The sequence below is a fragment of the Halovulum sp. GXIMD14794 genome, from assembly GCF_054457455.1.
The window spans coordinates 195,566-220,092 of the sequence record NZ_JBTLNF010000009.1 but is presented as its reverse complement, the minus strand read 5'-3'; the positions used below and the strand labels follow the sequence as shown (position 1 = coordinate 220,092).

Sequence of the window (24,527 nt, the reverse complement as noted above, 5' to 3'; positions counted from 1 at the left end):
TTCAGACCTCGATCGTCTTGGGACGGCGCGCGTCGAACCACATCGACACGAACAGGCGGGTGACCAGCAGCGCGGTGAACAGGCTGGTCATGATCCCCAGGCCCAAGGTGATCGCGAAGCCGCGCACCGGACCCGAGCCGATGGCGAACAGGATGACCGCCGCGATGAAGGTGGTGATGTTGGCATCGACGATGGCCGAAAACGCCTTCTCGTAGCCCTGTTGGATCGCCCGCGCTGGGCCCTTCGCATTCCTGCGCAACTCCTCGCGGATACGCTCGAAGATCAGGACGTTGGCGTCGACCGCCATACCGATCGTCAGCACGATGCCGGCGATGCCGGGCAGCGTCAGCGTGGCGCCGATCAGCGACAGCAGCGCGAAGATCAGCGCGACGTTCAGGATCAAGGCGATATTTGCGAAGATGCCGAACAGCCCGTAGCTGAGCGCCATGTAGACCATGACCGCAATGAAGGCGACGATACAGGCGATGCGGCCCGCATCGATGCTGTCCTGACCCAACTCCGGCCCGATGGTGCGCTGTTCCAGAACCTGGATCTCGGCAGGCAGCGCGCCGGCGCGCAGCAGTATCGCAAGCCGCGTGGATTCCTCGAGCGTGAAGTTCCCGGTAATGATGCCATTGCCGCCGGGGATGTGGCTCTGGATGCGGGGGGCCGAGATCACCTGCTCGTCCAGGACGATGGCGAAGGGCTGGCCGATGTTCTCGGCGGTGAAGTTGCCGAAGGCACGCCCGCCCGCCGGGTTGAAGCGGAAGGTAACCGCCGGCTGGCCGTTCTGGTCGAAACCGGGCTGCGCGTCCACCAGTTGCTCGCCCGAGACGACGGGGCGGCGGTTAAGGATGTAATAGACGCCTTCCTGTTCCATGTCGGGGTAGACGACATTGCTGCCGGTGGTCGGCGCGTCAGCGTCGTTGGTGACCTGCTCGACCTCGTTGAAGGTCAACTTGGCGGTCTGGCCGATGATGGCCAGCAGTTCCTCGGCCGAGCCGAGGCCCGGCACCTGCACGAGGATGCGATCCTCGCCCTGGCGCTGGATCGTCGGCTCGCGCGTGCCGGTCTCGTCGACGCGGCGACGGATGATCTCGAGGCTCTGCTCCATGGTGCGGTTGTCGGTGGCGGTCTTCTCGGCCTCCGACAGGGTGATGACCAGTTGATCGCCGTCCGAGCCAACCTCGTAGTCGCGGGCACCCGCGCCGGTCAGCGTGGCGACCGGCTGGGTCAGCGCGAACACGGCCTCGATCGCGGCGTTCATGCCCGACGGCTCGCCGATGCGCACCCGCAGCTCGCCCGGATCGGTCTCGACCCGGCGGATCGTGCCGACCTGGTCGCGCAGGTCGCGCAGCGTATCCCGGACCTCAGGCCAGAGCCCCTCGAGCCGTTCGGCATAGACGTCCGCGACCTGGACCTCGACCAGCACATGCGCGCCGCCGCGCAGGTCCAGCCCGAGGTTCACCAGCGAGGACGGCAGGAAGCCCGGCCAGCCCTCGACGGCCTCGGTCAGGTCCGAGGTCGGCGCGGCGCCTTCCTCCAGCGCGATGCGGGCGTCATTGGCCTGCTCCACCCGCCCGTAGAAACCATTCGGCAACGTGAACACGATGCCGGCGAGACAGATCAGAAGGACGAGAACCTTCTTCCACGTCGGGTACTGGAGCATTGACGCAAGAGCCTCAGCTGTTCGCCGCTTCCGCGGGCTCGGTCTTGCTGATCACCTGGGCTACGGTGTTCTTGACCACGCGGACGCGGACATCGGCGGCCAGTTCGACCTCGATCTCGTTGTCGTCCTTGACCTTGGTCACCTTGCCGATCAGCCCGCCCTGGGTCACCACCTGGTCGCCCCGGCGCAGCGCCGCGACCATCTGCTGGTGCTGCTTCATCTTCTTCTGCTGGGGGCGGATCATCAGGAAGTACATGATCCCGAAGATCAGGATGATCGGGATGAACCCGGCAAGGCCGCCAGCGGCCCCGCCGCCCGCAGCCTGGGCGTAGGCAGGTGTTGCAAACATCTATCGTTCCTTCGTGCACACGCGCCGGGGCTGTCCCGGCATCGCAAATCGCGCGGACCCTACTGGCCCGCCCCTGCCTTGGCAAGGCAACCGGGACGTAAGCGCGCCCTTGCCGCAATGAAAGGGCCGGCACCTTTGGGGCGGTGGCTTTTGCGCGGGAAGGCTTTGTGCCATAGATCGCGCCGACGATTCATAGCCAGGGCAAGACCGATGCACGACATTCGCCTGATCCGCGACGATCCCCAGGGCTTCGACGCCCGCCTCTCGCGCCGCGGGGACGCGCCGGTCTCGCAGCAGGTTCTGGACATCGACGCCCGCCGCCGCGCCGCGATCCGCGCCGCCGAGGAGGCCCAGGCCGAGCGCAACCGCGCCAGCAAGGAGATCGGCGCCGCCAAGGCGCGCGGCGACGAAGACGAGTTCCAGCGCCTGCGCCAGATGGTCGCCGACAAGAAGGACGAGCAGGCCCGGCTGGAAGAGGACGCCCGCACCGCGCAGGCCGAACTCGACGACATGCTGCTGCGTCTGCCGAACCTGCCCCTCGACGAGGTGCCGGACGGCGCCAGCGAGGACGACAATGTCGAGATCAAGCGCTGGGGCAGCCCGCGCAGCTTCGATTTCGCGCCGAAAGAGCATTTTGAGGTCGCCGGCGCCGCCGGGGGGCTGGACTTCGCCACCGCCGCCAAGCTGTCGGGCAGCCGCTTCGTGGTCATGCGCGGCGCGATGGTCACACTGCACCGGGCGCTGGCGCAGTTCATGGTCGACACCCACGTGACCAAACACGGACTGGAGGAGACCTGGACCCCGGTGCTCGTCCGCGACGAGGCGATGCTGGGCACGGACAAACTGCCGAAGTTCGGTGACGACAGCTACCAGACGACCAACGGCTGGTGGCTGATCCCCACCTCCGAGGTGACACTGACCTATTCGGTCTCGGGCGAGATCCTGAGCGCCGACCAGTTGCCGATCCGCCTGACCGCCCACACGCAGTGCTTCCGCTCGGAAGCGGGTAGCGCGGGCAAGGACACGACCGGGATGCTGCGCCAGCACCAGTTCGAAAAGGTCGAGATGGTCTCGATCGTCAAACCGCAGGACAGCCGGGCGGAACTGGACCGCATGACCGGCTGCGCCGAGGCGATCCTCGAGGCGCTGAACCTGCCCTATCGTACGGTGGTCCTGTGCACCGGCGACATGGGCTTTGGCGCGCAGCGCACCCATGACATCGAGGTCTGGCTGCCGGGTCAGGACACCTATCGCGAAATCAGCTCCTGCTCGACGACCGGCGAGTTCCAGGCACGCCGCATGAACGCCCGCTTCCGCCCCGACCGCGAGGCGAAGCCCGAGTTCGTGCACACGCTGAACGGTTCGGGCCTTGCCGTGGGCCGCTGTCTGATCGCGGTGATCGAGAACTACCAGCGGGAAGATGGCTCGATCGAGATCCCCGAGGTGCTGCACCCGTATATGCGTGGCGCCACGGTCATCACGGCCGAAGGGGAACTGAAATGATCGCTCTGCGCCGGGTCGCGCTTTTCCCGGTTCACCTGGCGCAGGTGTTCACCGGGGCGAAGTCCTTCGTGAAGAACCCGGTGATCGGCTCGGAATGGGCCAATCGGCACGGACTGCATGTGGCGCGGGTGAAATGGTCGGACCGGATGGCGGGCTTCCGCCGCCACCTGATCCGCCCCTTCGTCGACGTGAGTGCCGAAGAGCGTGCGCAGTTCGCCCGGGACGGGTTCGTCGTGGTGAAGGATTTCCTTCCGCCGGAGCTGTTCGAGAAGGTCCGCGCCGAGGCCTTCGCCCATGAGGCCGAGCCGCGCGAGATGCGTCAGGGCCTGGCCGTCACCCGCCGGATCACCCTGGACCCGGACGATGCGGCGCAGGTTCCGAATTGCGTCGAGGCGGCGCAGAAGACCCGGCTGAAGGACATCGTCCGCTATGTCGCCGCGCATTTCGCGCAGCCGTTCTGCTACCTGCAGATCATCATCGCGAATCCCGAACGGGGCGACGCGGACCCGCAGACCAGCCTGCACATGGACACGTTCCACCCGATCGCCAAGGCGTGGCTCTTCCTGCACGACATCGCCGAGGACGAAGGGCCGTTCCAGTTCGTTCCGGGCTCTCACAAAGCGACGCCCAAGCGGCTGGAATGGGAGCGTCAGCAGTCCATCGAGGCAAGCGACGCCTCGAATAAGTACACCGCCCGCGGCTCGTTCCGCGTCGGGCCCGAGGACCTGCGCCAGATGGACCTGCCCGACCCGGTGAAAATGGCGGTGCCGGGCAACACGTTGATCGTGGCCGATACCCACGCGTTCCACGGCCGCACGCCCAGCCCCAAGGCGACCGTGCGCGTCGAGATCTACGCCACGCTGCGCCGCGCGCCCTTCGCGCCCTGGACCGGGCTCGATCCGCTGCTTCTGCCGGGGCTCAAGAACCACCCCGCTGCCCTGCTGGACAAGGCCCGGGACTGGGCGGCAAAGCGGAAGCTGACCGGCTATGCCTGGCGGCCGGTCTCGAAACGCCGGATGGACAGCCCGGACATCGGCGACTGAGCCGCCGGCACGTCGACCGATCCGCAACACCCCCGCCCGGCCCGTCGAAAACGCCCGGCGGGGCTATGGACCGTAGGGCCCGGGCACCCTAGAACGGCGGGGACTTCCCAATTCCCGAGGCCCCCATGCGCATTCTCATCACCAACGACGACGGCATCACCGCGCCCGGTCTCGCGGCGGCCGAGATCATCGCCGAGGATCTGGCCGGCCCACACGGCGAGGTCTGGGTGATCGCCCCCGCCTTCGAGCAGTCCGCCGTCAGCCACGCCGTCTCCTACGTCCGGCCGATGCGGCTGGAGAAGCTCGGAACGCGCCGCTATGCCGTCGAGGGCTCGCCCGCCGACTGCGTGCTGGTCGCCGTCGGCGACGTGATGAAGGACAACCCGCCGGACCTGGTACTCTCGGGCGTGAACCGCGGGCACAACGTGGCCGAGGATGTGGTCTATTCCGGCACCGTCGCCGGCGCGATGGAGGGCGCGCTGCACCAGATCCGCTCAATCGCGCTGTCGCAGTACTACGGGCCCGGCAACAAGGACCTGGACGTGCCGTTCGACGCCGCCATCGCGCACGCATCGCGGATCTGCCGCAGGCTGCTGGAGAAGGCCACCTGGCACGACGAGCGCTACGAGGTGTTCTACAACGTCAACTTCCCCGCCTGCCCTGCCGACAAGGTGAAGGGGGTGCGCGCCACCTTCCAGGGCCACCGGCCTCTGCCGAGTTTCACCGTCGATCCACATGTCGCCCCGAACCGGCGGCAGTATTTCTGGCTCAAGCACGGTCTGCGCGCAAACGAGATGACCGAGGACGGATCGGATTCGAAGCTCACCGTGCAGGACTACGCGACGGTGACGCCACTGCGCGCCGACCTGACCGCCCGCTCGATGATCGAGCCGCTGGCCGAGGCGCTGCATGGTCTCTGACGAAACCCGGATGCAGTTCATCCTGCAGTTGCGCGCGCGGGGTGTGACCGATACCGCCGTTCTGGCCGCGATCGAGAAGACACCGCGCGAGGAATTCGTCGACGGGATCTTCAAACCCCGCGCCTACGAGGACGTGCCCCTGCCCATCGGCAGCGGGCAGACCATCTCGCAGCCTTCGATTGTCGGGCTGATGACGCAGGCGCTGCAGGTCACCAAGCGCTGCAAGGTTCTCGAGGTCGGCACCGGCTCGGGCTACCAGGCAGCGGTTCTCTCGCACTTAGCGCGCCGGGTCTATACGACCGAGCGGCACAAGACGCTGGCGCGGAACGCCGAAGCGCTGCTGCGCCGGCTTGACATCACCAACGTCACGGTGATCGCCACCGACGGCGCCCACGGCCTGCCAGACCAGGCGCCCTTCGACCGGATCCTCGTCACCGCCGCGGCCGAGGACGTCCCCGGCCCGCTGCTCAACCAGTTGCGTGTCGGCGGGATCATGGTGCTGCCTGTTGGTCAATCCGATACTGTGCAAACGCTGCTCAAAGTGGTAAAAACCGAGCAAGGGCCTGAATACCACAGCCTCCTCGACGTGCGCTTCGTGCCGCTGATCGAAGGAATGGCCAAGGACTGACGGCCCACCGGCAAGATCCCGAGCAACGAGGATCAACCGGACGAGCGGTAACCGGCGCGCCAGGCGCGCCCCAGACAAGGCGCGAACAGCGCATGGTACAGGCGGTTCAGATGAAAACGGTTCTAGCAAGCGGCGGTGCGCGGGCGGCCCTGGCCCTGGCGCTCGGCCTTTCCCTCAGTGCCTGTGGCGATACCACCGCCAGCATCGGCAACATGTTCGGCGGCTCGAAACCCGCCGACGACGTGATACCCACCCTGCCCCGGCCCAGCCCGGACAACCGCGGTGTCATCACCTACGCCAACTATCAGGTCATGGTGGCAACCCAGGGCGACAGCGTCGCGACGATGGCGCAGCGCGTGGGCCTGACCCCACAGGAGCTGGCCCGCCATAACGGCCTGCCCGAGACCTACCGTCCCCGCCAGGGCGAGGTCATCGCCCTGCCCCGCAATGTCGGCGGCACTCCGGCGACCGTCGCCAGCGTCGCGCCGGCGACCAGCGACGGGATCTGGAGCAGCAACATCGCCTCCTCGGCCATCGACAGCGCGCCGATCAGCAGCGCCCCGGCGGCCTCGACGCAGACAGCCTCGCAGGCCAATCCGTTCAACAATGGCCAGCCTTCGCCCGTCATCGACCCCGAGCGGCACCGCGTCCAGCCCGGCGAGACCGCCTATTCCATCGCCCGGACCTATGGCGTCTCGGTGTCGGCACTTGCGGCCTGGAACGGGCTCGACAGCAACATGACGGTGCGCGCGAACCAGGAACTGCTGATCCCGGTCGCGGACACCCGCGCGCAGCCTGCGCAGCCGCAGCGCGTGGCCAGCGCCGCACCTGCCGCCGCCGCGCCCGCCGCGACACCTGCCCCGCAGCCGGCGCCCGCCCAGGTCGCTGCAGCAAACCCGCCGGGCACCTCGACGCCAATGGCGGCCCCACCAAGCGCCTCCAAGCCGCTGCCCGAGAACCAGAACATCGCGGACGCGCAGCGCCCGCCCTCGCCGAACCTGAGCACCCAGCGCTCGGCCGATGCGATGCTGGCTATGCCTGTCGCAGGCGGCTCGGTGCTGCGCGGCTACGACCCGGACGGTGGGGCGAAGCGGAACGAGGGTATCGACTTCGCGGCAGCGGCAGGGTCCCCGGTCAAGGCCGCCGGCGAGGGCGAGGTCGCACTGATCTCGGAATCCCTCGGCGGGCTGGGCACGATCGTGCTGATCCGCCACCCGGGCAACATGATGACGGTCTACGGCCGCGTCACCAATGTCGGCCTCAGCAAGGGCGACAAGGTCAGCCGTGGCCAGCAGATCGGCGTGGTCGCCGACGGCGACCCTGCAAACCTGCACTTCGAGGTGCGGCGCGGAACCGACAGCGTCGACCCCGGGCCATTCCTGGGGCTCTGACGCCACATCCGTGACCCGGATGCCGCACTCACGGCCTCCGGGTTGCGTCCCGGCTTGTCGCATCGCCGGATTGCTGGTTCCCTGTGCCTACCTCAGGGAGACCACCTATGACCGACGCCAAACCCGCCGCCGGACAAGTCTGGAATGCGAAGGATTATGTCCGCGATGCCGGCTTCGTGCCGCTGCTCGCCGCCGACCTGATCGCTACGCTCAAGCCGCAGGCCGGAGAGGAAATCCTCGACATCGGTTGCGGCGACGGTGTCCTGACGGCGCGCATCGCCCAATCCGACGCGCACGTCACCGGGCTGGAGCCCGACCCCGACCTGGCGCAGGCGTCCCGCGACAAGGGCATTTCGATCATCGCACAGGACGCGCACGACCCGTTTGGCGAGGCCGCCTACGACGCGATCTTCTCGAACGCCGCGCTGCACTGGATGCGCCAGCCCGAGCGCGTGCTGGAGAACATTTCTCGCGCCTTGCGCCCGGGTGGGCGGCTGGTTGCGGAACAGGGCGGCTTTGGCAACGTCGCAGCCATCGTCGCGGCGCTGCGGGCGGGGCTGGAGGCCGAAGGTCTGAACGACCGCGCCGTGAACCCTTGGGATTTCCCCTCGCCTACGCTGCAGCGCGACCGACTGGAAGCCGTCGGGCTTGAAGTGCAGGAGATCCGCCTGTTCCCGCGGCCCACCCCGCTGCCCACGGGCATGCCCGGCTGGCTGCGGACCTTCTCGGGGCCGTTCGTGCACGGGCTCGACGACCGCACCCGCGCCCGCGTGCTGACTCGCGCGGTTCGACTGCTGTCGCACATGCAGGACCCGCGCGAGGGCTGGATCGCCGACTACGTGCGGTTGCGCTTCATCGCGGTGAAACCGGGCTAAACCCTATTCCAGGGCCAGCGGCACGCCCCGCCGTCCGGCGAGGTCTGTGACATATTGCCAGGCCACGCGGCCCGAACGGCCGCCACGGGTCTGCTGCCATTCAACCGCCTCGGCGCGCAGCGTATTGTCGTCGATCACGATACCCAGCGCGTCCACATAGCCGCGGATCATCGACAGGTATTTGTCCTGATCGCACGGGTGGAAGCCCAGCCACAGGCCGAACCGGTCCGACAGCGAGACCTTCTCCTCGGTCGCCTCGGAGGGGTTGATGCCGGTCGTCCGCTCGTTCTCGATCATGTCGCGGGGCATCAGGTGCCGCCGGTTTGATGTGGCATAGAAAATCACGTTGTCAGGCCGTCCCTCTACGCCACCGTCGAGGATCGCTTTGAGCGACTTGTAGTGATGATCGTCGTGGTCGAAGCTGAGGTCGTCGCAGAAAAGGATGAACCGTCCCGGCGCGCCGCGCAGGATGCCCAGCAGGCGGGCGATGGACGGCAGGTCCTCGCGCTGGATCTCGATCAGTTTCAGGCCCCGGACGTCGCGCAGCACGGCGGCGTGGGCGGCCTTGACCAGGCTCGACTTGCCCATCCCCCGCGCTCCCCAAAGCAGCACGTTGTTGGCTGGGTAGCCCTTGGCGAACTGGCGCGTGTTCTCGAGCAGCGTGTCGCGCGAGCGGTCGATCCCCACCAGCATCTCGATCGGCACCCGGTTGACCTTGGGCACCGGCACCAGCCTGTCGGGGCCGGTGTGCCATACGAAGGCGCTGGCGAGGTTGAAATCGGGCTTGGCCAAGGGCGGCGGGCTCATGCGCTCCAACGCCTCGGCAATGCGGGTCAGTACGTCTTCGGTCATTCTCCGGGCCGCGGTTCGGCGTCCGCCTTTTCCTCGTCCTCGTCGTCGTAATAGCCCTCGGCGCGCAGCTCGGCCTCGCGCTTGCGCTCGACCAGGGCGACCAGCTGGATCGAAATCTCGTAGAGGGCGTAGACCACCGTGAAGAGGATGATCTGGGTGATGACGTCCGGCGGGGTGACGACGGCTGCCAGCACCAGGATACCGACGACGGCGTACTTCCGCGTGGTGCGCAGGCCGTCCGACGAGACCAGCCCGGCCTTGCCCATCAGTGTCAACAGCACCGGCAACTGGAAGCAGAGACCAAAGGCCAGAAGGAACTTGATCGTCAGCCCGAGGTATTCCTGCATCGAGCCCATGAAGGCGATGCTGGCTCCTTCGGCCGCGACGGGCGCGGTTTCGCCCACGAGCTCGGCCCCGGCTACGTCCGGGGGAACCACGTCGGTCGGGGCTACGTCGCTCGGTGCAACACCGGCGCCCGCGCCCTGCTGGAAACCAAGGAAGAAGTCGAAGGCTAGCGGCAGCACGACATAGTAGGCGAAGCTCGCACCGATCAGGAACAGGACCGGCGAGGCGATGATGAACGGCAGGAAGGCGTTCTTTTCCGACCGGTAGAGCCCCGGCGCCACGAAACGCCAGAGTTGGTGCGCGATGATCGGGAAGGCCAGCACGAAGCCGCCGAACAGCGAGATCTGGATCGCCGTCATGAAGCCTTCCTGCAGCTTGATAATGACAAGCGAACAGTCCTGGCCACGCTCGGCCAACTGGCTGCAGATCGGTGCGGCCAGCCAATTGTAGATCGGGTTCCAGACGGTGAAACAGGCCAGCATGGCGATCACGAAGGCGATGATCGCCCGGATCAGCCGCGTCCTGAGTTCGGCCAGGTGCTCGATCAGCGGGGCCGAGCTATCGTCGATCTCGTCTTCGTGAGACATTCAGCTCTCGCGGTTCTGGCGCGGGTCGGCCGCAGGTGCGGGGTCGGCGGCCGGCATCGGATCGTCGGTCGAAACCGGCTCCGGGGCGGCTGTTGCCGGTTCGCGCGCCGGCACCGGATCGCGCTCGGCCGCATAGGCGACCTCGTCGGCCATCGCCTCGGCGTCCTTCGCCTTGGCGTCGTCCGCGTCCTTGTCCTTCATGAAGTCGCGTGCATAGTTGCGCGCCGACTGCGTCGGGCTGCGCTTCAGGTCATGCAGGTCCCTGAGGCCGCTCGTGGCCTCTTTCAGCCCGCTTTCGTCAGCGGCCTGTTCCATCGATCGCTGGAACTCGCGTGCCATCGCCCGCATCCGGCCCATGAAGCGGCCGACGTTGCGGAACAGGCCGGGCAGATCCTTCGGCCCCACCACGATCAGCGCGGTGATGCCGATGACGATCAGCTCCAGCCAGCCTAGCTCGAACATGGTGCGCTACCCGGTCCCGGCTCAGGCCTTGTCCTTCTCCGGGGTGACGTCGCGGGCGTTTTCGCCCTCGGCGCTGGCGTCCTCGAGCTCCTGCTTGCCTTCGTTCAGGCCGCGCTTGAAGCTGGTGATGCCCTTGCCCACCTCGCCCATCAGCGACGAGATCTTGCCGCGCCCGAACAGGACCAGCACGACGATTGCGATCAGCAGGATGCCGGGCAGACCGATATTGTTCAGCATGGGATGTCTCCGAATCTTCCGGGGCGCATGGCTTTCTCGCACCAGGGGCGCCCTCTCTCCCTGAACCCTCTACTTATTGATTGGAGCCGCCGGGATAAAGGGCAAAGCGCCTCACGGAGGCATTAATTGCGCGGCATTTCGCCCGACAGCAGTTCCGAGACAAAGGCCGGAACCAGTTCGCCGGCAGGGCCGGTCCGCACCAGGTCGAACAAGGGATTGCCGGTGGCCTCGAGATTCAGCTCGACCGTATGGGCGCCCGAAGCCCCTGCGATTTCGACGAAACCGGCGGCCGGGTAGACCATGCCGCTGGTGCCGATAGACAGGAACAGGTCGGCCCGTTCCAGCGCCGCCTCGATCCGGGCCATGTGATAGGGCATCTCGCCGAACCAGACGATATCGGGGCGCATGAACCCCGGCTGGCCGCAGGCCGCGCAGCTCTCGCCGGTCGAAAGATCGCCGGTCCAGCCGGTCACGGCGCCACAACCGGCGCAAAACGCCCGATTCAACTGACCGTGCATGTGCACCACCTCGGTCGCCCCGCCCCGCTCGTGCAGATCGTCGACGTTCTGGGTGACCAGCAGCACCTCGCCCGGGAACTGGGCCTGCAAGCGGCCCAGCGCCTTGTGGGCCGCATTGGGCTCGGCCCCGGCGGCCTGAACGCGTCTGGCGTTATAGAACGCGTGGACCTTCGATGGATCGCGCGCGAACGCCTCGGGAGTGGCGACATCCTCGATCCGGACGCTGTTCCAGGTGCCGTCGCTCCCGCGAAAGGTCGCCAGCCCCGACTCGGCCGAGATCCCCGCGCCGGTCAGGACGACGATGCGCCTCACGCGTCGACCTTGGCGTGCAGCCAGGGATCGGCCAGCTTGCTCTGCGCCTTGCAGGGAAAGACGAAACAGCGGTCGCGGCGCATCGACAGCCAAAGCGGTGTGCCCGTCTTTGGCAGGAACACGCCCGGAATCGTCGCCTTGAGGATCGAGCCGTCATGCTCCATCCTCAGATCGACGAGGCTTTCGTGCCCCATGAACCGCGCCCGCGCCACTGCGCCACGCGCCGGTACACCGTCAGAAGTGGTCGGCAACGGCCCCGAGCCCTGGCGGTCGAAGTCGATCTTCAGGTGCTGAGGGCGGATGATGATCTCGACATCCGCCTCGTCGCGCAGGTTCGGACAGAAGAACTGACCGAAGGGCGTCTCGCACTGAAAGTCCTTCACAACGCCGTGGATCACGTTGATATCGCTGAAGAAAGCCGCCGCCTCGGCATCCACGGGGTTGTTGTAGATGTTGTAGGGAGCCCCCTGCTGGACGATCTTGCCGCGCCGCATCAGCGCGATCTGGTCGGCCATGCGCATTGCCTCGTCCGGTTCGTGCGTGACCAGCAGAACGGCGGCGCCCTCCTCTTTGAGTATCTCGAGCGTATCGTCGCGGATGCCGTCGCGCAGCCGGTTGTCGAGGCCCGAGAACGGCTCGTCCATCAGCATCACCCGCGGTGCCGGGGCCAGCGCGCGGGCCAGCGCGACGCGCTGCTGCTCGCCGCCCGAGAGCTGGTGCGGGTACTTGTCGGCCTTGTCCGAGAGGCCCACGCGGGCGATCAGCTCGTCCACCCTGCCCTTAACAGCGCCCTTCGCGCCGAAACCGACGTTGCCGCGCACGGTCAGGTGCGGGAACAGAGCGAAGTCCTGGAACATCATGCCGATGCCGCGCGCCTCGGGCGGCAGATGAGTGCCGTTGCCTTCGACCAGCTTGCCGTCGATGCGAATCTCGCCGCCGCTGGCCCGCTCGACACCGGCGGCCATGCGCAGCGTGGTGGACTTGCCGCAGCCCGAGGGGCCCAGAAGGCAGGTCACCTGCCCCGGCAGCAGGGTCAGCGACAGGCCGTCCACGACGGCGCTGCCGTCGAAACGGCAACTGATATCCCTAAGCTCGAGACGCGGCGGTATGCTCTCCACGGCCAATCCGATTGTTTCGATCAGGCTTTGGCGGATGTATCAACGCCCCCTCGCGCCCGCAACCCTGCCGCGTGTCGCAGCGCCGAGACCGCAGGCAAGGCTGCCGACGACCAGCACCGCGAGGCAGATGCCGAGCAGCCGCTCGTATTTATGGCCATCGCCGAAGAGTGTCATGACCGGGGTCGAGTCCTCGAAGAAATAGCCCGTGGCCCCGGCGATGGCGGCGGCAAAGGCCACGCCGAAGGACCAGAGCGGCAGCGGTCGGTTCAGGACCAGCCCGAAGAACAGCACCGGGGCCAGGAACATAGAGGCGGTGCCCGAAACGGCGACCGCGGCGAAAAGGTCCTCGGTTCCGGCAAGCAGGAACAGGACGCCCCCCAGCATGAAGACCGCCATCGCGATGCGACCGTTGGCGAGGGTCCGCGCGCCCAGTTTCATCTCGACCACCGCCAACCGGGCCGAGGAAGCCAGCGCGCTGTCGAGCGTCGAAAGCGCCGAGACCAGAAGGCTCGCGTTGATGCAGAACAGGATCGCCGGGCCGAACATGCGGGACCAGACCTCCTGCATACCCTCGCCCTCGGCGGCGAGCAGCCCGGCCTGCACGCCGAACAGGCCGAAGCCGAGGATGCAGAGCGCCGAGATCCAGAACGCGTGGAGGAAGCTGAGGTTCGTGGTGCGCCGGTCCGCCAGGAAGCCCCGGTCCATCATCACCGGGTCATGCGCCGGGTACGAGAAGACCTGCAGTGCCGCGACCGCCAGCAGCGCCAGCCCCGGCCCCGGTCCGGCGGTGCCTTGCGCTGTGAAAGCGGCGCTCCACGAGAAGTCGGGCGCGGTGACCAGCACGGCAAAGGCAACGGTGAGCACTGCGAGGAAGATCAGCATTTGCCCCACGTCGGTCTTCAGGCTGGAGCGCAGCCCGCCGATCAGCGAATAGCCGAGGCCCAGAACGGCGAGCACGACGATGGCGGTCTCGCGGGCATAGGGCGCCGAGGTCGTGGCGGCGAAGATGGCGCCGACGACCAGCAGGTTGGCGAAGACCTCGGACATCAGGCGCAGGCCGACAACCAGGTTGTAGGCCAGCGTGCCGCCCGCACCGAAGCGCCCCCGCAGCCAGTCCTGCACCGATCCGGCGCCGCCCGCGCGAAGCCGGTTCACGATGAAACCGCCCGTCAGGAAACTGGCATAGTAGGCCGTGTAGGCAAGCGTGCCCGCGATGCCGTAGTAGAAGCCCAGCACCGCCGCGTTCATCAGCGAGCGGGCGAAGATCCACGTCGTGACCTGGCTCAGCACCAGGGTCCAGAGACCCGGGGCGCGGCCAAGATCGTCGGTGCCTGCGAAGAAGCCCTCGACGCTGCCACGGCGGGCGGATTGCGCGATGCCAAGCGCGGCGATGGCGGCGGTGAAAAGGATCAGCGGCCAGGGGCCGGAGAGATCGGGCATGGGGCACCTCGGATGTCGGCGGAACCCCGATCCGGTAGCACCCGAGCCCTCTCGCGGGCCAGAGCCCGAAGGCCCGGCCCGCGAGAAGTTGAACGCGCGTCAGATGGTGGCGTTGGTCGCGCCGCCGTCCAGAAGGATGTTCTGGCCCACGATGAAACCGGCGTGCACCGAGCAGAGGAAGGCGCACATCGCGCCGAATTCCTCGGCGGTGCCGTAGCGGTGCGCGGGGATGGTCTTTTCGCGGCGGGCGCGGGCCTCGTCGATCGAGATGCCCTCGTCCTGTGCGACCTTTCCGTCGAGCGACTCCGCGCGGTCGGTGGCGTGGATGCCCGGCAGCATGTTGTTGATCGTCACGCCCTTAGAGGCGACCTGCCGCGAGGTGCCGGCGACGAAACCGGTCAGGCCCGCGCGGGCGGCATTCGACAGGCCCAGCACCGGGATCGGCGCCTTGACCGACTGGCTGGTGATGTTGACGACGCGGCCCCAGCCGCGCTCCATCATCTGCGGGACGGTGCCCTGGATCATGGCGATCGCGGTCAGCATGTTGGCGTCGAGCGCCTTGATGAAGTCCTCGCGGTCCCAGTCCGACCACATGCCCGGAGGCGGACCGCCGGCGTTGTTGACCAGGATGTCCGCACCCTCGCCTGCCTTCAGCACCTGCGCGCGCACCGTCTCGTCGGTGATGTCGCCTGCGACGGCGGTGACTTGCACGCCGTATTTCTCGCGGATCTCGGCCGCGACCTGCTCCAGCGTTTCGGCGGTGCGGGCGTTGATGACCAGTTCCACCTCGGCCTCGGCCAGCGCCTCGGCGCAGCCCCGGCCCAGACCCTTGGACGCGGCGCAGACGATCGCCTTGCGGCCCTTGATGCCCAGATCCATCGCGTTCTCCCTTCGCTTGAAATTCGCGCGGAGTTCATGCGTCACGGGGGGTGCTGTCAAGGTGAAAACGCGGGGTTTTCATCGTGAAAACCCCCTTAAGCAAATGATTTTGCTGGTGAAATGTTCGTGAAAACTTCGTAAACGCCAAAAATCGCGGGTCTTGAGCGCCCGGCCCGGCGTCCTCATACTGCCCGGACGGAGACCGCACCCGCCACCAACGAGACCCCCGACATCCTGGTGTTCCCGCCGCTTCTGGCGGCGGCCACCCCGTTCGTCGCAGCGTTGCTCGGCTGGTTGCTGCCGCTGCGCCTGCTGCCGCCTCTGGGCCTGAACGGGGTGGCACTGTTGGGCGTCGTGCTGGTGCTCACGGGCGGCGCGCTGGCGTTCTGGGGCAAGCAGACCTTCGAGAAGGCGGCAACGAACGTGAACCCGCATCGCCCGGCCCTGCGGCTGGTCGAGGGCGGGCCGTACCGCTTCACCCGAAACCCGATGTACCTTGGCATCGTCGTAGCCGAGCTTGGTCTTGCGCTGGCGTTGTCGCTCGACTGGCTGGTGATGCTGACGCCCGTGATCTGGGCGCTGCTGCACTGGGGCGTGGTGTTGCGGGAGGAAGCCTATCTGACCCGGCGCTTCGGCCAGCCCTACATCGACTTCCTGGCGCGCACCCGGCGCTGGATCTGAGCCATGCGTTGACCGGCGCGCGGAGCGGGCCTAGCCTGCGCCGCATGATCGACCTGACCCAGACGCTCGACCGCCCCGCCCCGCCCGAGGATCTGCCCCCGGCGCTTGCCGCCCTGTGGTGGCTGCGCAAGGGCGAATTCGAGATGGGCGCGGCCTGGGACCACGCCCACGGGATCGCGCAGGAGCACGAGGGCGAGGCGCTGTTCGACGCCATCCACGCGCTGGCGCACCGGATCGAGGGCGACGAATTCAACGCCGGCTACTGGTACCGCCGCGCCGGCAGCGCCCCCGCCGCCAGTTTCGAGGCCGAATGGCAGGCGCTGATCGCCCGCGCCGAGGGCTGACCGCCCGCATTTGCGCTGCTTCGTCGCCATTCCGCTACCCGAGGACCTGCGCGCGCAGCTTGCGGGCGTACAGGCCGAGGCTCCGCTGGGTCGGCCCGTGGACGAAGAGAACCTCCACCTGACGCTTGCTTTCCTGGACGAAGTCGCGGGGCCGTTGCTGGCCGAGGTTTCGCGGACGCTTTCCGAGGAGGTGCACGCCGGGCCCTTCGAGGTGCGGGTCTCGGGACTGGACTGTTTCGGCGGCAAGAACCCGCGGCTGGTCTTCGCGCAGGTGGCCGAGAGCGCGGCGCTGACCATTCTGCACGACCAGGTCCGGCGCGCGCTGCGCCGTGCGGGGCTGGACCTGCCGCGCCGGAGGTTCCGCCCGCATGTCACCTTGCTTCGGCTGCGAAGGCTCGGGCCCGGCGAGCAGCTCTCGCTGGCGCGGTTCCTGTCGGTGCAGCGGATCGATGCCAGATTCGAGGCGGATCGTTTCGCGCTCTACAGCTCGGTTCTGATGCCGGACGGGCCGGTCTATGCCGAACTGGCCGAGTATCCTCTGGCCTAGGCGATGAAATACCAGGCCGACAGCAGGAGGCCCGTCACGATCACGAAGCCCCGGATCAGCGCCTGCGGCAGCAACTTGCCGACCACCACGCTCAGCCAGCCGCCAACCATGCTGGAGACGGCGACAACCGCGAATGCGGGCCATTCGACGACACCCGAGAGGATGAAGACCACGACCGCCAGGCCCTGCATGACGAAGGCCAGCCAGTTCTTCGCGGCGTTGATCCGGTGAAAGTCCCGGCCCTCGGTCAGCGAGAGCGTGGCAAGCATCATGATCCCCATACCCGCACCGAAATAGCCGCCGTAGACGGCGACGAGGCCCTGAAGCGTCGTCGCTCCCGGCCCCGGCCGGTCATGGCCCTTGGCCTGTCCGAGCCGCGCGCCGAAGGCGGCGATGCGGGGAGCCGCGATGAACAGCAGGGTCGCGGCGAGGATCAGGAAGGGGACGAGCGCGCGGAAGGCGCTCTCGCCGGTCGAGAGCAGGAGCAGGCCGCCCGCCGTGCCGCCGATGGCGGAAACTACGGTGAAGGGCAGCAGGCGGCGGATCAGCGCGAGGATCTCGCGCCGGTAGCCGAAGACGATGGCGACCTGGCCGACCAGCACGGCGACCGCGCTGGTGGCATTGGCGGTAACCGCCGGAAGGCCCACGGCCATCAGCGCCGAGAAGGTGAAGATCGTCCCGCCCCCGGCCAACGCGTTCAGCGCCCCGGCAAGGCAGCCGGCTCCGGCCAGCAGCGCGATGTCCTGTGGTGTCATGCCCGGTCCCCCCAGTTTTTCGCCCGTCTTGAGCCGGTTTCAGGGGAACTGCAAGTGGCGCAGGCCCCGGGTTTGCGGCAGGATTGGCGGAAGAGAGGGACAGGATGGCGCTCGAGGACGAGTATTTCGGCAGCCCGGACAAGGTGGCGCTGATGCGGCGCTCGGGCGATCTGTGGCGCCTGCTGGGCGATGATCCGCGCTATTCCTGGTATGGTCGGGCGGTCGCGCTGGGCGGGCCGGTGACGGACACCGCCCGTGTGCTGGGCGCGCTGGCCCGGCTTCAGGGGGCTGGGGTCTGCTATTACTTTCCCAAGGATGAGGCCGAGGCGCTGTTCGACCAGATTGCAGCCGCGGGCTTCGGCACCGCGCGGCACGAGCATTTCCGAGGCGGCGAAGAGGCCCATGCCGCGGCACGCGCCGTGGTCGAGGCGCATCCCCTGCCCGGCGATCTGACCCTCGTGCGGCTGGACTCGTCGAGCCCGGAGGGACTGGTCGCGGAGGTTGCCGCGCTCTGCACCGAGTGCGGCGTGATGCCGGTGCCCGGAGCGGTGATGCGCGGCGTCGCGCGGCGCGGGATCACGCTTGCGGCGCTGGACGGATCGGGCGCGCCGGTGGCGACGGCGGCCTCCTACGCGCTGCACCACGACGACAGCCCGCGCGCCAGAGACGTGTTCTGGGGGGCGCTCGCGACGCGGCCGGACCGGCGTGGCGGCAGGCTGGCGCTGATCCTCGGCGCGATGGCGATCCTGCACATGTGGCGCGAGGAAGGTGCCCGGGGGTTCATGACCGGAGTGGCGCTGGACAATCCGTCGTCGCAGCGGCTGTGCAATCGCTTGGCGGTGCGGGACACCGAGTGGATCTATGCCCAGTGCCTGTTCCCCGAGCTTCTGGGCAGCGACAGTATCACCCGCTGATCATTTCACCGGCAGTGCCCCGGGCTTCACCTTGTGGCCGGGCTCGACATGGATGATGACCTGCGCGCCGGGAACGGCATCCTCGAGCGCATGCTCGATCCGGTCGCAGATCGTGTGCGAGTCGGAAACCGTCATGTCGCCGTCGACGACGAGATGGAACTCGATGAAGGTCGCGGGGCCGGCGTTCCGGGTGCGGATGTCGTGGACCTCGATGGCGCCGTCAGCATTGCCGAGAATGGTCGCCTCGATCCGCTTGCGGCCATCGGGTTCGACCGCGCTGTCCATCAGCCCGCCGAGCGAGCCCGCGATGACTCGCCAGCCCTCGCGCAGGATGTTGGCGGCGACGATGATCGCCAGCAGCGGGTCGAGGATCGCCCAGCCGGTGAGCTGCGCCAGCACCAGCCCGACGATCACCCCGGCCGAAGTCACCACGTCCGTCATCAGGTGCCGCCCGTCGGCGGTCAGCGCGGGCGAGCGGTGCGCCCGTCCGGTCCGGATCAGGAGCAGCGCCCAGGCGGCGTTGACCGCGCCGGCCACCCCGTTCAAGGCAAGGCCCGCGACGGGAGCGTCGAGCGGCCTGGGGTTCATCAACGCGGGGATGGATTCCTCGAGGATCAGCAGCGCGGCCAGGACGATTAGCACGCCTTCGGCCACCGCCGAGAAATACTCGGCCTTGTGGTGGCCGTAGGGATGCCCCTTGTCCGCTGGCCGGTTCGCATAACGGATCGCGGACAGCGCCAGCACCGCCGAGACCACGTTGACGATGCTTTCCAGCGCGTCCGACAGCAGCGCGACCGAGCCCGTCAGCCGCCAGGCAAGGAACTTCAACCCCATGACGCCGAAAGCAACGGGGATCGACCAGAGGGCCAGGCGCAGGACGATGGGCGATCGGTCGGTCATGAGCGACTCGGTCTCGGGTTGCGGGGGGCCGCTGATAGCGTCCGTGGGGCGGTCTGGGAACCCCCTCACGGGTGGCCCGGTACGATGAACCTTTTATGAAGTTTTCCGGCGAATGACATGGATCAAACGTCCCGCCCGCCTGCCCGGCCATTCTGCGCCCGAACAGCAATCAACGGAGTTTCCTTATGCAGGCCCGGAATGTCTTCCCGTCCCGGATGGACACTCTACCGGAGATGCCCGCGCTGAATGCGCCCAAGCTCGACGTTCGCGATCTGAACCTCTGGTACGGCGATACCCACGCGGTCAAGGACGTGAGTTTCACCCTGCCCGCAAGAGGCGTCACCGCCTTCATCGGCCCCTCCGGGTGCGGCAAGACGACGGTTCTCAAGTGTCTCAACAGAGCACATGACGGTACCCGGGGCGTGCGCATCGAGGGCCGGATCCTGATGGACGGCGAGGACATTTACGATCCGCGCATCGATCCACCAATGCATCGCCGCCGCTTTGGCTGGGTGGCGCAGAAGCCGAATCCGTTCGTGATGTCAGTCTTTGACAACGTGGCCTATGGCGTCCGCCTGCATGGCCGCGCGCGCAACGAGCGGCAGGTGGCCGAGATCGTCGAGGGTTGCCTGCGCCGCGCCGACCTATTTGACGAGGTGAAAGACCAGATGCACGATCTTCAGGGCATCGACCTCTCCGGAGGCCAGCAACAGCGGTTGTGCATCGCGCGGGCACTTTCGACCGATCCGGAAGTGTTCCTTATGGATGAACCGACTGGCTCGATAGACCCGATCGCGACGGCTCATGTCGAGGAGCTGGTGCTCAGGCTGGCGAAGGAACATGCCATCGTGATCGTGACGCACTCGCTCATGGAAGCGCCGCGGATCGCGGATCGGGTGGCCTTCTTCCATCTGGGCGAGTTGCGCGAATTCGGCCCGGCTGGCGAGGTGTTCGGGAATGCGCAGGACCCTAGGGCGCGTAAGTACCTGTCCGGGAAATACGGGTGACTGGCGGTCAGTTCAGCCCGGCCAGCAGGCTGTCGACCCGATCCCGCCCCAGATCGATCCGGCAGCTCTCGATGCCGATCCCGGTGCCCGAGCCGCCGCCGAAAAGCGCGCCGCGATAGGCGCATTCGGCGTCGCGCCAGGCCTCCCAGGCCTGCTGGCTCTGTTCAAGTGCCGGAAGCGCGACTTCGCGGCCCGTCACCTCGTCGAGTTCCGCCGCCGAGGTTCGGGCAATCGACAGCACCGCTTCCAGCGCACGGTCGACGCCCGCGCGCATCTCGGAGACGCAGGCGCCGATCTCGACCTGACTGGACCCGTCGCATTCCATGGCCGGATCGGCGGCGGCGGGCATCGCGGCGGACAGCAGTACGGCGGTGGCAAAGTGAAGGCGCATGTCGATTTCCCCTCTCTGTGGCGTCCTCTGGCATAGCATGCGCGGACGCGAAGCGGCGGGAAAAGGAACTTCCGATGGGGCGTTTCGCGATAGATCCGCATTGCCGGCGGGCCAGTGCCGGTCCTGGCACTAGACCACGTCGCAGGGCGGCTGATGCCGGCGCCTGAACCGGGCGCGCAGAAGGCCTAGGCGGGCAGCCGGGTTTCCTGGAGGAACAAGTGGGAGACGGTCTCGCCGACCTCGTAGATGCCAGTGGATTGCCGGGCGTTCGACGCTGCCGAGCGCTTCGCGCCGCTCTGCCGCTCGATATAGGTCACGACAACGAGGCCGTCGCGTTCCGCCACGACCCGGGGGGCCTCAATGGCAATGTGGAAGTCCGGGTTGCCGCTGTGGAAGTCGAAGAGGCCCTTCAAAACCTCGTCGCGGGTCTGGATCTGGCCGTCCGGCTCGACGATGGTGAAGGCCGGAGCGAGGGGCCCGGCGATTTCGGCGGCGAACCGGTCCTCGGGCATCCGCCCGGTGATCCATGAGACGATGGCCTCGTGCAGGCGAACGATCTCGGCGATGGCGCGGTCTCCGGCTTCGGACATGGGGCCCTCCTCGGCTGCCGTGTCGCCGCAGGTGTGGCGACACATGTGCAAGACGATAGCCGTCCGGGCCATCATTCCCCAGCACATTCGGCTCCCGGTACATTCGCGCCAGTGTACATTCGGGCGGCCGGCGTTTCCCGGCTTTTCCTTCGGTGTTGCCGACGTTATATCGCGCGCATGCTGGACCGTTCGCACAATGCACCCGACCTGCCGCCCGAGATCGGGCGTCGGAGGACCTTTGCCATCATCTCGCACCCCGATGCGGGCAAGACCACGCTGACCGAGAAGTTCCTGCTTTACGGCGGCGCGATCCAGATGGCCGGACAGGTCCGCGCCAAGGGCGAGGCGCGGCGGTCGCGCAGTGACTTCATGCAGATGGAGAAGGACCGGGGCATCTCGGTCAGCGCCTCGGCAATGTCGTTCGAGTTCAGGGACTTCTGGTTCAACCTTGTCGACACGCCGGGTCACTCGGATTTCTCGGAAGACACCTACCGGACGCTGACTGCCGTGGATGCCGCGATCATGGTGATCGACGGCGCCAAGGGCGTCGAGAGCCAGACGCAGAAGCTGTTCGAGGTCTGCCGCCTGCGCGACCTGCCGATCCTGACCTTCTGCAACAAGATGGACCGCGAAAGCCGCGAGACCTTCGAGATCATCGACGAGATCCAGGAGAACCTGGCGATCGACGTGACCCCGGCCAGCTGGCCGATCGGCATGGGCCGCGAATTCGTCGGCTGTTACGACATGCTGAACGACCGGCTGGAACTGATGGACCGCGCCGACCGCAACGTGAAGGCCGAGAGCGTCAAGATCGACGGGCTGGACGATCCGAAGATCGAAGAACATGTCCCCGCGCACCTGCTGGAAAAGCTGCGCGAGGAGGTCGAGATGGCGCGCGAGCTGCTGCCGCCGTTCGACCGGCAAGCGTTCCTGGACGGCACGCTGACGCCGATCTGGTTCGGCAGTGCAATCAACTCGTTCGGCGTGCAGGAGTTGATGTCGGGGATCGGGGAATTCGGGCCTCAGCCGCAGGTGCGCCCGGCGGCCGAGCGTCAGGTTTCCCCAGATGAGTCAAAGGTTTCTGGCTTTGTCTTCAAGGTGCAAGCCAACATGGATCCCAAGCACCGGGACCGGGTTGCCTTCGTGCGGCTCTGCTCGGGGCATTTCAAGCGCGGCATGAAGCTGACCCATGTGCGGGCCGGCAAGCCCATGGCGATCTCGAACCCCGTCCTGTTCCTGGCGAACGAGCGCGAACTGGCCGAAGACGCGTGGGCCGGCGATATCATCGGCATTCCGAACCACGGCCAGCTGCGCATCGGCGACGCCCTGACCGAGGGCGAGAGCCTGCGCTTTACCGGCATACCGAGCTTCGCACCCGAACTTCTGCAGTCGGTGCGCGCGACCGACCCGATGAAGGCCAAGCACCTGGAAAAGGCGCTGACCCAGTTCGCCGAGGAAGGCGCCAGCAAGCTCTTCAAGCCGACCATCGGCTCGGGGTGGATCGTGGGCGTGGTCGGGCAGTTGCAGTTCGAGGTGCTCGCCAGCCGGATCGAGCTGGAATACGGAATCCCGGTGCGGTTCGAGCCGACGCAGTTCACCTCGGCCCGCTGGGTCTCGGGGCCGCAGGCCAAGGTCGACGCGTTCGTGAAGGCGAACAAGGGCCACATCGCAGCGGACCATGACGGCGATCCGGTCTACATGACCCGCCTGCAATGGGATATCGACAGGGTGGAGCGGGACTATCCCGACCTCAAGCTGACGGCGGTCAAGGAAACGCTGATCTGAGGCCAGGCACGCAGGAGGCGCGGCGATGACGACCGGAGACTTCACCTGGTTCTTCCTCGTCTCGGATATCCTGCTGCAGACGGTCTTCGTCGCGCGCGCCTTGCTGCGGCCGTATCGGTCGCCCTCGTCGCGGCTGGCCTGGGCGGTGGTGATCCTGGTCGCGCCGCTGGTCGGCATCCTGGCCTACATTCTGTTCGGCGAGGTCGATATCGGCCGCCGCCGGGCGCAGCGGATCCGAGACGCCGCCAAGGTGCTGCCGATCCCCGAGGATCCGGACGCCGATATCCGCCCGATGATCCCCGAGGCCGAGCGCCTGTTCCGCGTCGGGCGCAGCATCAACGGATTTCCGGCAAGCGGCGGCAACCGGGCCGAGCTGATGGCGGACAGCGACGCCGCCATCGCACGGATGGTCGAGGACATCGACGCTGCGACCGACCATGTGCATCTGCTGTTCTACATCTGGCTGGACGACACCAACGGCCTCAAGGTGGTCGAGGCGCTGAAACGTGCTGCCGCGCGGGGTGTGACCTGCCGGGCGATGGCGGACGACCTGGGCTCGCGGCAGCTGATCCGCTCGGCGCACTGGCGCGAGATGCGCGAGGCGGGCGTCCGGCTGGCCCGCGCGCTGCCGATCGGCAATCCGCTGCTGCGGATGATGCGGGGTCGGATCGACCTGCGCAATCACCGAAAGATCGTGGTGATCGACGAGGCCGTTACCTATTGCGGCAGCCAGAACTGCGCCGATGCCGCCTTCCGGGTAAAGCCGCGTTTCGCGCCGTGGGTGGACATCATGCTGCGTTTCGAAGGCCCCGTCGCGCGGCAGAACCAGCGGCTGTTCTGCGAGGACTGGATGGGCGCGACCGGCGAGGACCTTGTGCCGCTGCTGACCCGCCCTGCCCCGCCCGCCGACCCGGGGTTTGCCGCGCAGGTCGTCGGGACCGGGCCGACGCACCGGCCCTCGGCCATGTCCGAGACATTCGTCGCGACGATCTACGGCGCGCGCGAGGAACTGGTGATCACCACGCCCTACTACGTGCCCGACGCCGCCATGCAGGCCGCGATCTGCGCCAGTGCCCGGCGCGGGGTGGATACAGCGATGGTGCTGCCAAAGCGCAACGACAGCTGGATCGTGGCTGCCGCCAGCCGCTCCTACTACGAGGAGTTGCTGGCCGCGGGCGTGCGGCTCTACGAGTATCCGCTGGGGCTGCTGCACACCAAGTCGATGACGCTGGACGGCAAGGTTTCGCTTGTCGGCTCGGCGAACCTGGACCAGCGGAGCCTGGACCTGAACTATGAGAACAACATCCTGCTGGCTGACCCGCACACGACCCTTGCCGTGCGGGCCCGGCAGCAAAGCTACATCGACGCCTCGGAGCGGGTGACGCTGGAGGATGTGCGCGCCTGGTCCGCGCCACGGCGGCTGCTGAACAACACCGTGGCGATGTTCGGCCCGATCCTCTGACGCGGGGCTGGAGCCTGCGCCCC

27 protein-coding genes are annotated in these 24,527 nt (G+C 67.5%); 13 read left to right on the top strand and 14 right to left on the bottom strand.

What is annotated here, in order from left to right:
- Position 1 precedes the first annotated feature (1 nt).
- Positions 2–1,669 carry a protein translocase subunit SecD gene (gene secD, locus ACW9UR_RS21835; RefSeq protein ID WP_458919188.1) on the bottom strand — a complete coding sequence of 556 codons (1,668 nt, stop codon included), beginning with the start codon at positions 1,667–1,669 and terminating at the stop codon, positions 2–4.
- A gap of 13 nt (positions 1,670–1,682) precedes the next feature.
- The gene (gene yajC, locus ACW9UR_RS21830; protein ID WP_458919187.1) at positions 1,683–2,018 is read right to left on the bottom strand and encodes a preprotein translocase subunit YajC; all 336 of its coding nucleotides are present in this window, start codon (positions 2,016–2,018) and stop codon (positions 1,683–1,685) included.
- A 210-nt stretch (positions 2,019–2,228) separates the two neighbouring features.
- Between yajC and serS the strand changes: the two genes are divergently transcribed.
- The 6 genes from serS to ACW9UR_RS21800 all read left to right on the top strand — a co-directional run bounded on the left by serS (position 2,229) and on the right by ACW9UR_RS21800 (position 8,378).
- Positions 2,229–3,521 carry a serine--tRNA ligase gene (gene serS, locus ACW9UR_RS21825; protein WP_458919186.1) on the top strand — a complete coding sequence of 431 codons (1,293 nt, stop codon included), beginning with the start codon at positions 2,229–2,231 and terminating at the stop codon, positions 3,519–3,521.
- Positions 3,518–4,564, top strand: coding sequence for a phytanoyl-CoA dioxygenase family protein (locus ACW9UR_RS21820; RefSeq protein WP_458919185.1), 1,047 nt, complete (start codon positions 3,518–3,520; stop codon positions 4,562–4,564). Before serS ends, ACW9UR_RS21820 begins: the two co-directional genes overlap by 4 nt.
- A 125-nt stretch (positions 4,565–4,689) precedes the next feature.
- Positions 4,690–5,484: a 5'/3'-nucleotidase SurE gene (gene surE, locus ACW9UR_RS21815; RefSeq protein ID WP_458919184.1), complete on the top strand. Its 795-nt coding sequence runs from the start codon at positions 4,690–4,692 to the stop codon at positions 5,482–5,484.
- Entirely contained in the window at positions 5,474–6,112 is a 639-nt protein-coding gene (locus ACW9UR_RS21810) for a protein-L-isoaspartate(D-aspartate) O-methyltransferase (RefSeq protein WP_458919183.1), read from the top strand. Before surE ends, ACW9UR_RS21810 begins: the two co-directional genes overlap by 11 nt.
- Before the next feature lie 110 nt (positions 6,113–6,222).
- Positions 6,223–7,503: a peptidoglycan DD-metalloendopeptidase family protein gene (locus tag ACW9UR_RS21805; RefSeq protein ID WP_458919182.1), complete on the top strand. Its 1,281-nt coding sequence runs from the start codon at positions 6,223–6,225 to the stop codon at positions 7,501–7,503.
- Positions 7,504–7,610: 107 nt separating this feature from the next.
- Positions 7,611–8,378 carry a class I SAM-dependent methyltransferase gene (locus ACW9UR_RS21800; RefSeq protein ID WP_458919181.1) on the top strand — a complete coding sequence of 256 codons (768 nt, stop codon included), beginning with the start codon at positions 7,611–7,613 and terminating at the stop codon, positions 8,376–8,378.
- Positions 8,379–8,381: 3 nt separating this feature from the next.
- On the opposite strand, the gene ACW9UR_RS21795 is transcribed toward ACW9UR_RS21800, so the two are convergent.
- The 8 genes from ACW9UR_RS21795 to ACW9UR_RS21760 form a co-directional block, all read right to left on the bottom strand.
- Positions 8,382–9,230 carry an ATP-binding protein gene (locus tag ACW9UR_RS21795; RefSeq protein ID WP_458919180.1) on the bottom strand — a complete coding sequence of 283 codons (849 nt, stop codon included), beginning with the start codon at positions 9,228–9,230 and terminating at the stop codon, positions 8,382–8,384.
- Positions 9,227–10,162 (bottom strand): twin-arginine translocase subunit TatC, encoded by a 936-nt coding sequence (gene tatC, locus ACW9UR_RS21790; protein ID WP_458919179.1) that lies wholly within the window; start codon positions 10,160–10,162, stop codon positions 9,227–9,229. The genes ACW9UR_RS21795 and tatC overlap by 4 nt, the downstream gene beginning before the upstream one ends.
- On the bottom strand, positions 10,163–10,624 hold the full coding sequence (tatB, locus tag ACW9UR_RS21785) for a Sec-independent protein translocase protein TatB (RefSeq protein WP_458919178.1): 462 nt from the start codon (positions 10,622–10,624) through the stop codon (positions 10,163–10,165).
- Between the two features lie 21 nt (positions 10,625–10,645).
- Complete coding sequence (locus ACW9UR_RS21780; RefSeq protein ID WP_458919177.1) at positions 10,646–10,861, bottom strand: twin-arginine translocase TatA/TatE family subunit; 216 nt, start codon at positions 10,859–10,861, stop codon at positions 10,646–10,648.
- A gap of 122 nt (positions 10,862–10,983) precedes the next feature.
- Entirely contained in the window at positions 10,984–11,691 is a 708-nt protein-coding gene (locus tag ACW9UR_RS21775) for an NAD-dependent deacylase (RefSeq protein ID WP_458919176.1), read from the bottom strand.
- A complete protein-coding gene (locus ACW9UR_RS21770; protein WP_458919175.1) occupies positions 11,688–12,809 on the bottom strand; it encodes an ABC transporter ATP-binding protein in 1,122 nt (373 codons plus the stop codon). Before ACW9UR_RS21770 ends, ACW9UR_RS21775 begins: the two co-directional genes overlap by 4 nt.
- Before the next feature lie 39 nt (positions 12,810–12,848).
- Positions 12,849–14,249 (bottom strand): sodium:proline symporter, encoded by a 1,401-nt coding sequence (locus tag ACW9UR_RS21765; RefSeq protein WP_458919174.1) that lies wholly within the window; start codon positions 14,247–14,249, stop codon positions 12,849–12,851.
- Positions 14,250–14,348: 99 nt separating this feature from the next.
- Positions 14,349–15,128, bottom strand: a complete 780-nt coding sequence (locus ACW9UR_RS21760; protein WP_458919173.1) for an SDR family oxidoreductase — start codon at positions 15,126–15,128, stop codon at positions 14,349–14,351.
- 237 nt (positions 15,129–15,365) lie between these two features.
- Between ACW9UR_RS21760 and ACW9UR_RS21755 the strand changes: the two genes are divergently transcribed.
- The 3 genes from ACW9UR_RS21755 to thpR are packed head-to-tail and all read left to right on the top strand — an operon-like array spanning position 15,366 to position 16,700.
- Positions 15,366–15,809, top strand: a complete 444-nt coding sequence (locus ACW9UR_RS21755) for a methyltransferase family protein (RefSeq protein ID WP_458919172.1) — start codon at positions 15,366–15,368, stop codon at positions 15,807–15,809.
- A gap of 44 nt (positions 15,810–15,853) precedes the next feature.
- Positions 15,854–16,153: a hypothetical protein gene (locus ACW9UR_RS21750; RefSeq protein WP_458919171.1), complete on the top strand. Its 300-nt coding sequence runs from the start codon at positions 15,854–15,856 to the stop codon at positions 16,151–16,153.
- A 10-nt stretch (positions 16,154–16,163) separates the two neighbouring features.
- Positions 16,164–16,700 carry an RNA 2',3'-cyclic phosphodiesterase gene (thpR, locus tag ACW9UR_RS21745; RefSeq protein WP_458919170.1) on the top strand — a complete coding sequence of 179 codons (537 nt, stop codon included), beginning with the start codon at positions 16,164–16,166 and terminating at the stop codon, positions 16,698–16,700.
- Here thpR and ACW9UR_RS21740 read toward each other — a convergent pair.
- Entirely contained in the window at positions 16,697–17,455 is a 759-nt protein-coding gene (locus ACW9UR_RS21740; RefSeq protein WP_458919169.1) for a sulfite exporter TauE/SafE family protein, read from the bottom strand. The genes thpR and ACW9UR_RS21740 overlap by 4 nt on opposite strands.
- 104 nt (positions 17,456–17,559) lie before the next feature.
- Between ACW9UR_RS21740 and ACW9UR_RS21735 the strand changes: the two genes are divergently transcribed.
- Positions 17,560–18,369, top strand: coding sequence for a hypothetical protein (locus ACW9UR_RS21735; RefSeq protein ID WP_458919168.1), 810 nt, complete (start codon positions 17,560–17,562; stop codon positions 18,367–18,369).
- On the opposite strand, the gene ACW9UR_RS21730 is transcribed toward ACW9UR_RS21735, so the two are convergent.
- Entirely contained in the window at positions 18,370–19,269 is a 900-nt protein-coding gene (locus ACW9UR_RS21730; RefSeq protein ID WP_458919167.1) for a cation diffusion facilitator family transporter, read from the bottom strand.
- A gap of 215 nt (positions 19,270–19,484) precedes the next feature.
- On the opposite strand from ACW9UR_RS21730, the gene ACW9UR_RS21725 reads away from it, so the two are divergent.
- Complete coding sequence (locus tag ACW9UR_RS21725) at positions 19,485–20,276, top strand: phosphate ABC transporter ATP-binding protein (protein ID WP_458919295.1); 792 nt, start codon at positions 19,485–19,487, stop codon at positions 20,274–20,276.
- Positions 20,277–20,283: 7 nt separating this feature from the next.
- Here ACW9UR_RS21725 and ACW9UR_RS21720 read toward each other — a convergent pair whose 3' ends face one another.
- Both ACW9UR_RS21720 and ACW9UR_RS21715 read right to left on the bottom strand, forming a co-directional pair.
- A complete protein-coding gene (locus ACW9UR_RS21720) occupies positions 20,284–20,667 on the bottom strand; it encodes a lysozyme inhibitor LprI family protein (RefSeq protein ID WP_458919166.1) in 384 nt (127 codons plus the stop codon).
- A 185-nt stretch (positions 20,668–20,852) separates the two neighbouring features.
- The gene (locus ACW9UR_RS21715) at positions 20,853–21,257 is read right to left on the bottom strand and encodes a hypothetical protein (RefSeq protein WP_458919165.1); all 405 of its coding nucleotides are present in this window, start codon (positions 21,255–21,257) and stop codon (positions 20,853–20,855) included.
- 177 nt (positions 21,258–21,434) lie between these two features.
- Between ACW9UR_RS21715 and ACW9UR_RS21710 the strand changes: the two genes are divergently transcribed.
- Both ACW9UR_RS21710 and cls read left to right on the top strand, forming a co-directional pair.
- Positions 21,435–23,042, top strand: a complete 1,608-nt coding sequence (locus tag ACW9UR_RS21710) for a peptide chain release factor 3 (RefSeq protein WP_458919164.1) — start codon at positions 21,435–21,437, stop codon at positions 23,040–23,042.
- Positions 23,043–23,067: 25 nt separating this feature from the next.
- Positions 23,068–24,504, top strand: a complete 1,437-nt coding sequence (gene cls, locus ACW9UR_RS21705; protein ID WP_458919163.1) for a cardiolipin synthase — start codon at positions 23,068–23,070, stop codon at positions 24,502–24,504.
- The last annotated feature ends 23 nt before the right edge of the window (positions 24,505–24,527 follow it).